This is a genomic window from Agrobacterium leguminum (genome assembly GCF_015704895.1).
Lineage (GTDB): Bacteria > Pseudomonadota > Alphaproteobacteria > Rhizobiales > Rhizobiaceae > Agrobacterium > Agrobacterium leguminum.
Genome location: NZ_JADQWB010000007.1, coordinates 212,699 through 226,603, shown reverse-complemented (window position 1 = coordinate 226,603; position 13,905 = coordinate 212,699). Strand labels below are relative to the sequence as shown.

Annotated in this window: 12 protein-coding genes; 7 read left to right on the top strand and 5 right to left on the bottom strand. The window is 59.9% G+C overall.

From position 1 onward, the window contains the following. Positions 1–3: 3 nt before the first annotated feature. The gene (locus I3J13_RS13280) at positions 4–1,305 is read right to left on the bottom strand and encodes an ABC transporter substrate-binding protein (protein ID WP_196379090.1); all 1,302 of its coding nucleotides are present in this window, start codon (positions 1,303–1,305) and stop codon (positions 4–6) included. A 195-nt stretch (positions 1,306–1,500) separates the two neighbouring features. On the opposite strand from I3J13_RS13280, the gene I3J13_RS13275 reads away from it, so the two are divergent. The 3 genes from I3J13_RS13275 to I3J13_RS13265 are packed head-to-tail and all read left to right on the top strand — an operon-like array spanning position 1,501 to position 4,514. Then, positions 1,501–2,700 carry an ROK family transcriptional regulator gene (locus I3J13_RS13275; protein WP_196379089.1) on the top strand — a complete coding sequence of 400 codons (1,200 nt, stop codon included), beginning with the start codon at positions 1,501–1,503 and terminating at the stop codon, positions 2,698–2,700. A gap of 54 nt (positions 2,701–2,754) precedes the next feature. Beyond that, positions 2,755–3,855, top strand: coding sequence for a Gfo/Idh/MocA family protein (locus I3J13_RS13270; RefSeq protein WP_196379088.1), 1,101 nt, complete (start codon positions 2,755–2,757; stop codon positions 3,853–3,855). A gap of 17 nt (positions 3,856–3,872) precedes the next feature. Beyond that, positions 3,873–4,514: a ThuA domain-containing protein gene (locus tag I3J13_RS13265; RefSeq protein ID WP_196379087.1), complete on the top strand. Its 642-nt coding sequence runs from the start codon at positions 3,873–3,875 to the stop codon at positions 4,512–4,514. A gap of 173 nt (positions 4,515–4,687) precedes the next feature. Here I3J13_RS13265 and I3J13_RS13260 read toward each other — a convergent pair whose 3' ends face one another. After that, the gene (locus tag I3J13_RS13260) at positions 4,688–6,046 is read right to left on the bottom strand and encodes an amidase (protein ID WP_196379086.1); all 1,359 of its coding nucleotides are present in this window, start codon (positions 6,044–6,046) and stop codon (positions 4,688–4,690) included. Between the two features lie 343 nt (positions 6,047–6,389). Here I3J13_RS13260 and I3J13_RS13255 point away from each other — a divergent pair, with 343 nt between their 5' ends. The 3 genes from I3J13_RS13255 (at position 6,390) to I3J13_RS13245 (ending at position 10,606) form a co-directional block, all read left to right on the top strand. Continuing rightward, entirely contained in the window at positions 6,390–8,708 is a 2,319-nt protein-coding gene (locus tag I3J13_RS13255) for an EAL domain-containing protein (RefSeq protein ID WP_196379085.1), read from the top strand. Positions 8,709–8,738: 30 nt separating this feature from the next. After that, positions 8,739–9,632, top strand: a complete 894-nt coding sequence (locus I3J13_RS13250; RefSeq protein ID WP_196379084.1) for an amino acid ABC transporter substrate-binding protein — start codon at positions 8,739–8,741, stop codon at positions 9,630–9,632. Between the two features lie 71 nt (positions 9,633–9,703). Continuing rightward, the gene (locus tag I3J13_RS13245) at positions 9,704–10,606 is read left to right on the top strand and encodes an amino acid ABC transporter substrate-binding protein (protein ID WP_196379083.1); all 903 of its coding nucleotides are present in this window, start codon (positions 9,704–9,706) and stop codon (positions 10,604–10,606) included. 42 nt (positions 10,607–10,648) lie between these two features. Here I3J13_RS13245 and minE read toward each other — a convergent pair whose 3' ends face one another. The 3 genes from minE to minC are packed head-to-tail and all read right to left on the bottom strand — an operon-like array spanning position 10,649 to position 12,487. Next, complete coding sequence (gene minE, locus I3J13_RS13240) at positions 10,649–10,909, bottom strand: cell division topological specificity factor MinE (protein ID WP_020809474.1); 261 nt, start codon at positions 10,907–10,909, stop codon at positions 10,649–10,651. Then, on the bottom strand, positions 10,906–11,721 hold the full coding sequence (gene minD / locus I3J13_RS13235; protein ID WP_196379082.1) for a septum site-determining protein MinD: 816 nt from the start codon (positions 11,719–11,721) through the stop codon (positions 10,906–10,908). The genes minE and minD overlap by 4 nt, the downstream gene beginning before the upstream one ends. A gap of 37 nt (positions 11,722–11,758) precedes the next feature. Then, positions 11,759–12,487, bottom strand: coding sequence for a septum site-determining protein MinC (minC, locus tag I3J13_RS13230; protein WP_196379081.1), 729 nt, complete (start codon positions 12,485–12,487; stop codon positions 11,759–11,761). 406 nt (positions 12,488–12,893) lie between these two features. On the opposite strand from minC, the gene I3J13_RS13225 reads away from it, so the two are divergent. Next, positions 12,894–13,580, top strand: a complete 687-nt coding sequence (locus tag I3J13_RS13225) for an HAD family hydrolase (RefSeq protein ID WP_059757355.1) — start codon at positions 12,894–12,896, stop codon at positions 13,578–13,580. Positions 13,581–13,905 lie beyond the last annotated feature (325 nt).

Here is a 13,905-nt window from a genome sequence, read left to right as displayed (position 1 = left end):
CAATCAGCGAAGCTCGAAAGCATCCTGAATTTGCTTGGCGCCCTCTTCCGCGCTCATCTGGCCGGAAACGATCTCGACGGAGACATCATTGACGACACGGCCAACGGCGGCGCCCAGCGTCTGGTCGAAGAAGTTCTGGTGCCAGGTGGAGGCGGCAAGCTGCTTCGCTGAATCCGCCAGCAGCGGGTTCTTCACCGCGCCGTCCGCCCCGCTCGCAACCGGCAGAATCATGCCGGCAGCCGCCATCTTTTCTTCGCTCTCCTTGCTGGTCAGGAAGGTCGCGAAATCGATTGCTTCCTTGGACGCGTTTTTCGTGACCGCCCAGCCGTTCAGGCCGCCCAGCGTATCGGTGGCCTTGCCCGCGCCGCCCTCGACAACGGGGAAGGCGAAGCGGCCGATATTGTCGGCGGCAAGCCCCTTGCCGTCACCGGCATTCTTGCGCTGGTTGGCTTCCGTATTGTCGAAACCGAGAATAATCGCCGCCTTGCCGTCGCCGAAGACGCCAAGCGCCTGTGGCCAGGTGGAGCCGAGATAACCGGGCTGGAAGGGTTCGAGCTTGCCGAATTCGGCCAGCTGTTCACCCGCCTTGATGATCGCCGGATCCATAAAACCTTCGCCCTCGCCCTTGCGAGCGGCATCGAACACGGCCTGCCCGCCATTGCGCATGACGAGATAGCTCCAGTAGAAATGGATCGGCCATTTCTCACCGCCGCCGCCGGCAATCGGGACGATGCCCGCTTCCTTGATCTTCTTAACCGTGGCGCTGAAATCGTCCCAGCTCTTGATGTCTTCCGCCTTCACGCCGGCCTTGGCAAACAGCGCCTTGTTATAAAAGAAGCTGACGAGGCTGACCTTGTAGGGCACGGCCCAGACCTTGCCATCGAAAGACAGGCCGTCGATTGCGGATGCATTATAGGCCTGACGCAACTTGCCGCCATCGGCGTCGAAAACTTCGGTCAGATCCTTCAGCGCACCGGTTTTGGACTGCTCCTCCAGAACGCCGCCACCCCAGCTATAGAAGAAATCCGGCACGTCGTTGGATTGCAGCAGCGTCGGCAATTTTGCCTTGAAAGCCTCGTTTTCCAGGAACTGCAGCTGAATATCGACATCGGGGTGCTTGGCCTCGTATTCCTTGGCAATCTCCTCCCAGACAGCCACGGATTTCGGGTCCAATTCCACATGCATCCATTTAACGACGGTCGCCGCCGAGGCGCTGGCCGCGCCGAACATCAGGGCTATGCTTGTCGTTGCGGCAAAGGCGATCCGCCTGCCGCTCAGGCTTGCGCCTGCGTGCCAATAGGTCATGTTCGTGATCCTCCCTGGGGTTCCTCACCATTTATTCCCCAATGCGGATTAATTCACCCCACACCCTGCCCAATGTCAAGGCGGGTTGCTGATTTTTTACCCTGATGGCTTGACACACCCCTCCCGGCAGACGTTATTTAATCCGCAATCCGATATAAATTCGTTTTAGATCGAACCCGATCGCAGCAGGACCCCATGAAGACCGCAGACCCCGAATTAATGCGCGCGATCAACAGGCTAAGCGTGCTGGACAGCATCCGCCGCCATGGGCCGATCTCGCGGGTGGAAATCAGCGAAAGAACGCAGCTCTCCACCACCACCGTTTCGGCGATCACCGCCTCGCTGCTCGATGACGGGCTTATCCTCACCCGTCATATCGGCGATATCCGCACTGAAGGCGCACGCGGCAGGCCGCGCGTGATGCTGGAACTGAACCCGGATGCGGCCCGCGTGGTGGGCGCCAAGATCGCCGCAAGCCGCATGGTCTTCGTCGTCACCGATTTCTGCGGCAACGTGCTTTCGACGCTTGCCCTGCCGATCCGTGTCGACCGCCAGCCCATCGGCGTCATCGCCGATCTGGTGGAGGACGGGGTGCGGCGCTGCGTCGTCGATGCCGGTCTTTCGCTTGAGGATGTGGACATGGTCTGCCTCGGCCTGCCCGGCGTCATCGAACACCGCACCGGGAAAATCCGCAGCAGCCCCATATTGCGGGAAGTGAACGTCAATTTTGCCGAGGAAATGACGGCGCGGCTGAATTCGCCGACCATCATCGAAAGCGACGCCCACGCCATCACGCTCGCCCACCACTGGTTCGGCCATGCCCGCGATCTGGAAGACATGGTGCTGATTTCGCTCGAACAGACGCTTGGGCTTGGCGTTCTGCACCAGAACCAGCTGTTTCGCGGCGCCGGCGGCCTCAGCCACAATCTCGGCGATCTCGTCATCGGCCTTGCCAATGATGGCACGGTACGGCTGGCGAGCCAGGCGGGTGAAAACGCCATTTTAGGCTCGCGCCCGGTGGACGGGCGCTTTGCCGAGGCGATCCGGCTTGGTCGCGGCATGCAGCACGCCCATGCGCTGATTGCAGCTGAAGATCACGATCTCATTGCGGCAGCCCTGCGCGCCGGCGCGGCGCTGGGCCTGACGCTTGCCAATATCGTCACGCTGTTTGCGCCGCCGCGGGTCATCATCACCGGCTCCAGCCTCGAGCTTGGCGAACCCTTCATCGCCAGTATTCGTGACAGCTACAACGCCGCCGTGCCGCCTTCACTGGCCGGCGTCGCCGAGCTGGTTTTCGACATTGCGAGCGACGAGCTCTGGGCGCAGGGGGCTGCGGCGGTCGCGCTCTACGAGCTTTACGAATCGCCATGGAACACAACGGGGCCGGCGCTTTAGCCATCAGGGCAGAGCGGCGGGCTCAGACATTTCTGATTTACGGGAGGAAATCACATGAACAGGGTCGGTATCGGCATCATCGGCTGCGGCAACATCTCCAGCGCCTATCTCAAGGCCATGGCGTCGTTTCCCATTCTCGACATTCGCGGTCTTGCGGATATGAACGCGGAGGCCGCGAAAGCCCGCGCCGATGAATTCGGCCTTAAGGCAACCAGCATCGACGCGCTTCTCGCCGATCCTGCCGTGGAGATCATCGTCAACCTGACGATCCCCAAGGCGCATGTGGAGGTGGGACTGCGCGCGCTTGACGCCGGCAAACACGCCTATTCCGAAAAGCCGCTCGGCATCAATTTCACCGAGGGCAAACGCCTTGCGGATGCGGCAGAGGCCAAGGGCCTGCGCATCGGCTCGGCTCCGGATACATTCCTCGGCGGCGGGCACCAGACCGCACGCCGGCTGATCGATGAGGGCGTGCTGGGCCAGCCGGTCGGCGGAACGGCCACCTTTATGTGCCCCGGCCATGAGCGCTGGCATCCCAACCCGGCCTTTTATTACGAAGTCGGCGGCGGGCCGATGCTGGATATGGGCCCCTATTACATCACCGATCTCGTCAACCTGTTCGGCCCGGTCGCCAAAGTGGCGGGCTTTGCCATCGCGCCGCGCAATGAGCGCCTCATCACCAGCGAGCCGAAAAACGGCGAAAAAATCCCCGTTCATGTTGCCACCCATGTCTCCGGCGTGCTGGCGTTCCAGAATGGTGCCGTGGTGCAGGTGGGCATGAGCTTCGATGTGGCGGGCCACAAACATGTGCCGCTGGAACTCTATGGCACTGAAGGCACGCTGATCGTGCCGGATCCAAACCATTTCGGCGGCGAGGTGCAATTGCTGAAAAAGGGCGGCCAGTTCGAGCCGCAGGCGCTGTCGTCACCCTATGCCGACGGCAATTACCGCTCGATAGGCGTCGCCGACATGGCCCATGCGATCCGCGAAAACCGCCCGCATCGCGCCAATGGCGATCTTGCCCTTCATGTGCTTGAGGTCATGGAGGCCTTCCAGACGGCATCGAACAGCGGCACCGCCGTTTCCATCACCACCAAGGCGGAGCGCCCTGCTCCGCTTGAAACATCGCTGGTCGACGGCCAGCTCGGCAAATAATCCGGAGGAGGAAATAAATGCGCGAAGCACTCATCGTCTGGGGCGGCTGGAGCGGCCACGAACCGCAGGAATGCGCCACCATCGTCAAGGACATGCTGGAGGAGGACGGTTTCAAGGTCTATGTAGAGCACAGCACGGAGGCCTTCGCCGATCCTTCAGTACATGATCTCAGCCTCGTCGTACCCATCGTCACCATGTCGAAGATCGAGAAGGAAGAGATCAAGAATCTCACCGCCGCCGTGGAAAACGGCGTCGGCATTGCCGGTTTCCACGGTGGTGCGGGCGACAGTTTCCGCGAATGCGTCGAATATCAGTTCATGATCGGCGGCCAATGGGTTGCCCATCCCGGCAATATCATCGACTACCACGTCAACATCACTCGTCCCGACGACCCGCTGATGGAGGGGATTTCCGATTTCCCCTATACGTCGGAGCAATATTACATGCATGTCGACCCCTCCAACGAGGTTCTCGCGACGACGAAATTCACCGGCGATCATGCCTGGTGGATCGACGGCGTGGTGATGCCGGTGGTCTGGAAACGCAAATACGGCAAGGGCCGGGTCTTCTATTCGGCGCTCGGCCATCAGGCCAAGGAGTTCGCCGTGCCGCAGATGAAGACCATGTTCCGCCGTGGCGCGAATTGGGCGGCGCGGTGAGGCTATGGGAGTAGGCGGCCAAGTACTCTCTCCGTCATGCCGGACTTGATCCGGCATCCAGCAGCCGCGCGTCTGCGCGGCGTCAGGAGTCTTTCGCGATCAAGGACTTGATCGCGCTGGACCCCGGATCAAATCCCGGGTGACGGAGTATGGCTGTGTGAACCGCCTTCTCCTCAGCCCCGAACGATTTCTTCCGCCGTCATCGCGACACCCAGCACATGGTCATCAGTGCCGTGCAGGCCGGAAAGCAGCAGGCCGACCGGCATGCCCGCATCGCCGGTTCCGCAGGGAATCGAAACACCGCAGAGATCGAAAAAATTGCCGATCTGGGTGTTGCGCAGGGTCTTCGCATTCATGGCGAAAAAGGCATCGTCACTCTCGAGAAGCGGCGCGACCTTGGCCGCGACATGCGGCAATGTCGGCGACACCAGCAGTTCTTGCCTGCCAATCATGCCCGAAAACGCCGCCGTCATGCGTTCGCGCGCCTCGATGATGGCGATATAGTCCGGCATGGAAATATTCGCGCCGAGCCCTGCTCTGGCCACCACGCGCGGATCCATGCGGGCGGCGTCGGCGCCTTCCAGACGGGTCTTGTGCAGGGCGAAGGCCTCCGCCGTCACCAGCGCACCCTTTTCCCTGATAAGATCGAACAGTTCCGAAAAAATCGGGAATGCCTGCCGCCGCACCGAGGCGCCGGCGCGGACGAGACGTTCCACCGCCTGCTCGAAAGCGGCTGCGACGCCATCCTCGATGCCATCGAAAAAGACAGTTTCCGGCACCACCAGAGACAGGCCGGAAAGGGGTGCGCGCGTGAGATCGGCAGCAGCCTTGCCGCGCATGGCGGCATCCACCCAGACGGCGTCCTGTACGGTGTGCGTGAGCGGGCCGAGCGAATCGAGGCTTTTCGCCAAGGGATAAACCCCGCGCATCGAATAACGGCCACGACTTGCCTTGTAACCCACCACGCCGTTGAAGGCAGCGGGAATACGCACCGATCCGCCGGTATCTGTGCCGATCGCCACCGGCACCAGACCGGCAGCCACGGCGACGCCCGCACCCGACGAAGAGCCGCCCGGCAGACGGTGACCATCCGTAGAAGCAGGATTGCGTGGCGTACCGTAATGCGGATTGATGCCGAGACCGGAAAACGCGAATTCGCTCATATTGGTGCGGCCGATGCAGATCATGCCAGCCTGTTTCAGCGCCGTCACCACATCCGCGTCGCGCGACGCAGGCTTATCGTTGGCAAGCACCGTCGATCCCGCCGTGGTCGCCATGCCTTCAAGGTCAAACAGGTCCTTCCAGGCCACCGGAATACCATCGAGCACACCACAGGAACGGCCCTCACCAAGGCGTTTTGCCGCAGCTTCCGCCTCCGACATCGCCCGCGCTGCCGTCAACTCGACAAAAATCGCCTGAGCGTCCTCTCCGCCGATCGCATCCAGCGTCTCTTCCGCCAGGGCACGCGGATCGAGATGGCCGCTCTGGAGGAGAACGGAAAGCTGCGCGATGTTTTTGCCTTTATGAGCCATGATATCTCCCCTGAAAGCGGCATGCTGCGCACAACATGCCGTTTATCGGCCAGTTGGCAAGGCCAATCGCCGCGCTATCGATGAGAGACATACCGGATCGGGAAACATGGCGGAGATGGCAGAATTTTGGAGTTTATCCTTGACGATTCATTTCTAACCTCCGATTTTTTCAACCTGAGGTGCAGGAACGCCATCTCTTATATAAGCTACGACTATAAAAAGACGGATTAATTCTTAATCGCATCTAAACTTTGTTGAATTATTTAGCAGACAGCATTGAAATGCATGCCCTATAAAATTCCATATAACAATTATAACGCGACATCGCGGGGGACTATCGCGAATGGAAGAGACTGCCTATCGCGGGACAGATAGACAGGTTGAACCGGGCCACACGCTTCGCTCGCCAACGCAGCCGGAAACAGGCCGGTTTTCGCGGCGGCGTTCGCTCGCCAGCAAGATAACCCTGATATTCCTCGGCGGCGTGATCTTTTCCTACAGCATCGGCGCACTTGTCGGCTGGTATATGTTCGTCGCCGCCGCCAGCGAGCAATGGCTCAACCAGGCGCGCGTCAATTCGCAGATCGCCAGCGCCACGCTTCGCAGCATCTACACCTATGTCAGCGTCACCGCCGATGCCGACGGGCAGGTCAACGGCATATTGACCGACAAGCCCATCGGCGACGACGAATCCATTCTCGTCACCGGCTTCAACCCCAGCGACGTTCTCGCGCTTATCGGCGCACAGACCAAGAATGCCGTCTGGCTTTTCCGATATGACGAGGCGGATTCCGGCTTCCGGCAGATCGCGGCGGCTTTCGACAACGCCACCGACGACGATGAAAAGCCGCTCGCCACCGATCCCATCTTTTCCCGGGATGCGGTCGCCGCGCGTTTTTCCACCGGTTTTGCGAATATCGGCGAATCCAGCCATTATATCGGCCTGCTGCCGATCATCAGCACGGAAACGAAGAAACCCATCGGCGCGGTCGCCGTCAGCATCGGCGGCTCGGACGCGCTTTATGGCGCGCAGCGCAAGCTCATCTATAATTCGCTCGCCGCGCTGATCGTGGTCTTGACCGTCACCGGCGTGCTGGTGACCGTCATCGCCCGGCATTTCCTGAAACCGGTCCCGGCGCTGGTGCAGGCGACGCTTCGGATCGCCCGCGAGGAAACGGATGTCGCCACGCCGTTTCAGGAGCGGCGAGACGAGATCGGCGACATGGCCACCGCCATCGAGACGTTGCGCGAGGCGGTTCTGGAACGCGGACGTCTGCGGCAGATACGCGATATGGCGCAGCAGCTGGAACATATGGCCCATCACGATGCGCTGACCGGACTTCCAAACCGCGTGCTGCTGATGAAGACGCTGGAAAACCGCCTCGAACAGCTTGCCGCGTCAGGCCAGCCGTTCAATGTCATGCTGCTCGATCTGGACCGCTTCAAGGCCGTCAATGATACACTCGGACATGCCGCCGGCGATGCCTTGCTGGTGGCGGTGGCCTCACGGATTTCTGCCGTGCTGGGTGAAAACGACATGGTAAGCCGTCTCGGCGGCGACGAATTCGCGATCATACAATCGGCAAACGGTGACTGCGAGAGCGATGCGGCGATGCTGGCCGCGCGGGTGGTCCATGCCGTTTCGCGCAGTTTCAGCCTTGAAGGCAGCGATATCAGCATCGACACCAGCATCGGCATCGCCTGCGCGCCGGGCCACGGCACATCCGCAACGCAGCTTCTGCAACATGCCGATCTCGGTCTTTACCGGGCGAAATCCATGGGCTGCGGCTATTTCGTCTTTTATGAGCCCGGCATGGACATGGCGGCGCAGCACAAGCATGCGCTGGAAATAGACATGAAATCTGCGCTCGAAAACCAGGAATTCGAGCTGCACTACCAGCCGGTTGTCAATCTGCAGAGCGGTCGCATCGTCGCTTATGAAGCGCTGGCCCGCTGGCGGCACAGCAAGCTTGGCCTCATCGCACCGGACCGCTTCATCGCGCTTGCCGAAGAAAACAATTTCATCAAGCCGTTGGGTGAGTGGGTTCTGGGGCAGGCCTGCAGGGATGCGATGACGTGGCCGAAGGATATCAGGCTTGCGGTCAATCTATCCGCCGTTCAACTCAGTAATGACGAAATAGTCCCGATTGTGGACCGGGCGCTTGAAGCATCCGGCTTCCCGGCGGAACGGCTTGAGCTGGAAGTGACGGAAACGGTCATGCTGGAGCGCGATAACAGCGCCCGAGCCCTGAAACTGCTGAAGGAACGGGGCGTTCGCCTCGCGCTTGACGATTTCGGCACCGGTTATGCGGGGCTCAGCACGCTCACCCATGTCGCCTTCGACAAGATCAAGATCGACCGGGAATTCGTCTCCGGCCTGCCCTCCAATCCCATGTGTTCCGCCATCGTCAACACTGTCATCGACATGGCTGAACAAATCGGCCTGAAGGTCACCGCCGAGGGCGTTGAAAACAGGGAGCAGGTCGAAGCGCTCAAGCTTTCCGGCTGCGACGAAGCGCAGGGTTATTATTTTGCCGAGCCCGCGCCGCTTGCCCGCATTCTCAAGAACCGCGCCGTCATCGCTCCGATTGCGAAGGATGAATTCGGCGATATCGGTCGACCGACACAGGAAACCTATTGCCCACCGCAAAAAGCCATTTGAGAAACCGGCCGCCGGCCCAGAGGACATAAAATGCGTCTTTCAGTATTTTGCCTTTTCCTCACATGCCTTGCTCCCATCACGCCTCTCCAGGCTGCCGGCGAAGGCGACACGCTTCAGCAGATCGCCAAAACCGCAAAGATCCGCATCGGCTATCGCGATGCCGAACCGCCCTTTTCCTATCAATTGCCGAATGGGGAGGTCACCGGTTTCTCGACCGATCTTTGTCGGGCGATCAGCGAAGATATTCGCAGGAAGCTGAAGCTCGACAGGATCGAACTCGAATACGTCAAGGCGACGCCCGCAACCCGCTTTATTCTTGTCCGCGGCGGCCAGATCGACATTGAATGCGCGGCCACGACCAATAATAGCGAACGCCGCAAGATCGTGGATTTCTCCTATCCCAACTTCATGACCGCGACGCAGTTTCTCTCCCGCAAGCAGGACAATCTGAAAAGCCTTGCCGATCTCGCCGGGCGGTCCGTCACATCCGCTTCCGGCACCGTCAATATCGAGCAGCTCAATGCCGTGAACCGGGCGAAGAACCTCAATATCTCGGTGATGCCGACGAAAACCAATGAGGAGGCCTTCGAACTCGTGGTTTCCGGCAAGGCCTCCGCCTTTGTCATGGATGGCATATTGCTCGCGGCGCTGGCGGCAACCTCAGAGAATCCGGACCTCTATGCGCTTTCTGAGGAAACGCTGAGCGCCCCCGAACCCTATGGCCTGGTTTTCCGGCGCAACGACCCCGGTTTCAAGGCAGCGGTCAATGAAAGCCTTCGGCATATTTTCACCGGGCCGGTCATTCATGGCCTTTATGAAAAGTGGTTCACCAAGCCCATTCCCCCAAACGGCATGAACCTGAACCTGCCGATGGCCGCTTCTCTGAAACAGGCATACGAACATCCGAGCGAATACCAGGACTGAGAGCGCAAGGCGTCAAGCCGTATCGATTTTCATGAAAATGTTTTGACGGATTCTTTGGCTGGAGATGCGCGATGCAGAGATCGACATTATGGCTTATACTCGTTTTTTCAAGTCTTCTTCCCGCCCAGGCGGTGAGCGAGGATGCCCAACCGCCGACACTTGAAACCATTGCCAGAACCGGCACCATCAAGCTCGGTTATGCCGATCGCAATATTCCCTTTTCTTATCTCGGCACTGGGCCAGAGCCTATCGGCTACAGCATCGAGCTATGCCTGAGAGTGGCGGATTCCATCAAGAAAAAGCTCGGCCTGCCGGAACTGAAGGTCGAGTTCGTCAAGCGCACACCCAGCAACCGCATCATGCTTCTCAACGACGGCACGATGGACATGGAATGCGTGGCGAGCACGAATACGGAAGAGAGACGCAAGGCCGTGTGGTTCTCCTACAGCCACTTCATCACCGGCACCCGTTATGTGGCGCTGAAATCGAGCGGCCTGAACACCGTCGCCGATCTCGCCGGGCGAACGGTGGTGGTGACGACGGGAACCATCAACATCACCCAACTCAACGTGCTCAATCGCAAGCTGGGGCTGAACGTCGCGGTTCTTCAAAATGACAGCACCGAGGGCAGTTTCGACATGGTGACGGAAAACCGCGCCTCGGCCTTCGTCATGGACGATATACTTCTGCGATCCTTCGTTGCCGAGACCGGCAAGCCGGAAGACTACGTCATCTCCGATGAATATCTCGCCCCGCCGCAGCCCTATGGCCTGATGCTCCGCCACGGCGATACCGGCTTCCGCGACGCCGTCAACGAAGCGCTCGGCCAAATCTATGAGAGCGGCGAAATCGAGAAAATCTACGACAAATGGTTCAACGCGCCGATCCCGCCAAACGGCATCAACCTGAAGCGCCCGCTGCCCGGCGATCTGGCTGAGGCATTTCGAAAACCCGTCGATACGACGGCGGAATAAAAATGCCGCCCGGTGGCGGGCGGCGTTTTTTCAAGACGTATCTTACGCGGCGCGCAGATCGGCACCCAGAGGAATCTCGACATCGATCTCCAAGATGGAGACATGCTCGTCGCGATCCATCTTCACATGCACCCGATCATTGTCGATCTGCACATGCTTGGCGATGACGCCGAGAATTTCTTCCCTGAGGATGGCGACCAGATCGGAGCCGGAGGATGCCCTTTCGTGGGCGAGCAGCACCTGCAGGCGTTCGCGCGCAAGCGGTGCCGACTTCTGTTTGCGGAAAAGACTGAAGATGCTCATGCAGCCCTCCTTGCGAAGATCTTGGAGAAGATGCCACGCTTCTCGCCCGGAATGACCACCGGAATATCCTCGCCTGACAGGCGGCGGGCGGCGTCGAAATAAGCCATGGCCGGCGCGCAGCGGGCATCCGCCAGCGTGACGGGCGCACCGACGTTCGAGGCCCGCAGCACATCCGTGCTTTCGGGAATGATGCCGAGCAGTGGAATGGAAAGGATTTCCAGAACGTCGTCAACCTTCAGCATGTCGCCACGCTCGGCGCGGGAGGCGTCGTAGCGCGTCAGAAGCAGATGCTTCTCCATACGCTCGCCGCGTTCCGCCTTCAGCGTCTTGGAATCCAGCAGGCCGATGATGCGGTCGCTGTCGCGCACCGAGGAGACTTCCGGATTGGTGACAACGACGGCCACATCCGCATGGCGCATGGCCAGCGTCGCGCCGCGTTCGATGCCGGCCGGGCTGTCGCAGATCACCCAGTCGAAATGTTTCTTCAGCTCGGCAATAACCCATTCGACACCCTCGGGCGTCAGATTGTCCTTGTCACGCGTCTGCGAGGCAGGCAGCAGGAACAGCGTTTCGAGGCGCTTGTCGCGGATCAGCGCCTGGGTCAGCTTGGCATCGCCCTGGATGACGTTGACGAGGTCGTAAACCACCCGGCGTTCAGCACCCATGACGAGATCGAGGTTGCGCAGGCCGACATCGAAATCGACAACCACGACCTTCTGCTTGTTCTGCGCCAGTGCGGCGCCAAGCGCTGCGGTCGAGGTGGTCTTGCCGACCCCGCCCTTGCCGGAAGTAACAACGACTACCTTCCCCATACGGCTCTCCTGTTCCTGTGTTGTCTTCAGTGTTTCTTCAGCCAAGTTTTTCGGCCTTTATCGTATCGTTTTCCAGCCAGAGCTGAACGGGCTGGCCGCGCAGCTTGTCGTCAATATCCTCAGCCACCTTGTAGACGCCGTCGATGGCAAGCAGCTCGGCCTCCAGCTTGCGGCAAAAAATGCGCGCCGAGACATTTCCGAGCGAACCGGCCATCGCACGTCCGCGCAGCGCACCGTAAATATGCACCGAACCGCCGGCGATGATTTCCGCCCCCGAGGCGACCGAACCGATGACGGTCACGTCACCCTCGGGAAACATGATCGACTGGCCGGAGCGCACCGGCTCGTTGATGACCAGCGACGGCACCACGGCCCTGACCTCACCGGCAGCGCGCGGCTTTTCCTCCGGCAGCTCGGCGGCGATGGCGACCGGCTCAACCTCGACATCGGAAGCAGGCTTTCCGCCCTTCAGCGACGGCGGCATGCCCGGCTCGATCATGGAGGGGCGAACGCCCTCGATACCCATGATGCCGACATTGCGCTCCGTCAGCGCCGCCAGCAGCTCCTTCAGCCCCGCCTTGTCAAGCGACAGCTCCGACACATCCAGAACCACCGGACGCGACAGGAAGAAGCCTGCCGAACGGGCGGCAAGATCATCGAGCCTTTCCAGCCATTGATCGACCGGAGATTCGGGGGACAGGACGACTGCGAGGAAGGAGCGGCCTTTGATACGGATCGAACGCTGGTCTGTTAGCACTTTGGTCATCTTGGTAAACAAATCGTTGACAATTAGGTACCTCGAATATGGTTAACAAATGGTTAACGCCACCCCTGAAGCGGCGGATTCGTTAAGAAAATTCCGCCCGGAAAAACTTCATGCGAAACAGTCAAAATCCCTCATTACCTTTTGATTTAGCGTGTTTCCGGCACTTGCGAAAACTCACGATAGCAGCTCATCCTTGCTGCAACCTGACGCCCGGCATCGCGAGATGGGCACGCCATGTCCCCTACCCCAACCCGGCGAGTCGCGGAACAAGCGAACGTCCGATTCCGGGACAATATCCGCCTTCGGCCAGATGAGCGCATTATGCCTTCAATGTGGAAAAGCGATTCCGTTATGTCCGCCGATGCTGTAGAGACAGGCGTCCCGACAGCTTCAACGGAAGAATGAGATGCACAGCAAAGTCCCGCCGCAGAACCAGATATTTTCGCAAGACTATGCGGCCTTCCTGTTCGACATGGATGGAACATTGCTCAACTCGATTGCGGTGGTGGAGCGGGTCTGGCGCGAATGGGCCGTGGACAACGGCATAGAGCCGAACGCTTTCCTGCAGCGCATCCACGGCATGCGCGCGTCGGAAGTGGTGCGCCGCGAAGCCGTTCCCGGTCTCGATGTCGCGGAACAGGCGGCGATGCTGCTGCAGAAGGAAATGGACGATGTCGACGGCATCCTCCAGATTCCCGAGGCTGCGGCATTTCTCGAAAAATTGCCGGCCGGCAAATGGGCCATCGTCACCTCCGCTGCCCGCGCGCTCGCCGAACGCCGGCTGGCGGCCGCAGGCCTCACCCCACCTCCGGTGATGATCTGCGCCGAGGATGTGGTGAACGGCAAGCCTGATCCGGAAGGATATAAAAAGGCAGCGGAAAAGCTCGGCGTCGCGCCTGAAAACTGTGTCGTCTTCGAGGACGCCCCCGCCGGCATTCAGGCCGGGGAAAGCATGGGCGCAACCGTGGTCGTCATCAACGCCACCCATTCCCATCTCATCGAAACGCCGCATCTTTCCATTGGGGGTTATGGTGAGCTGGATGTTGTCATCGGTGAGAATGGCGCTCTGAGGCTCGCGGGTGGCAGGGGCTGAGAAGCCGAACTTTCTATCGGCTAACAAGCCAACACACCCGACGTCATCCTCGGGCCTGTCCCGAGGATCTAACCACCTATCGTAAAACTGACCGGTAGCAGATGCTCGGGACAAGCCCGAGCATGACGGAGGCAAGGCTTGCGAACTTTACCATCCTCTTATGCACAAAGACTCAGGCTGGCTGAATGCCCACTCCAAGCCGGAATGACGGAAGTGGTAAAAGCCCCGGAATAAGACAACGCCCGACCTGCTGAACCGCCTCAAACTCCTCCCCACACTTTTCCACCAGCGGCCAATTGACAGCACCGCATAAATGCGTCCTAAT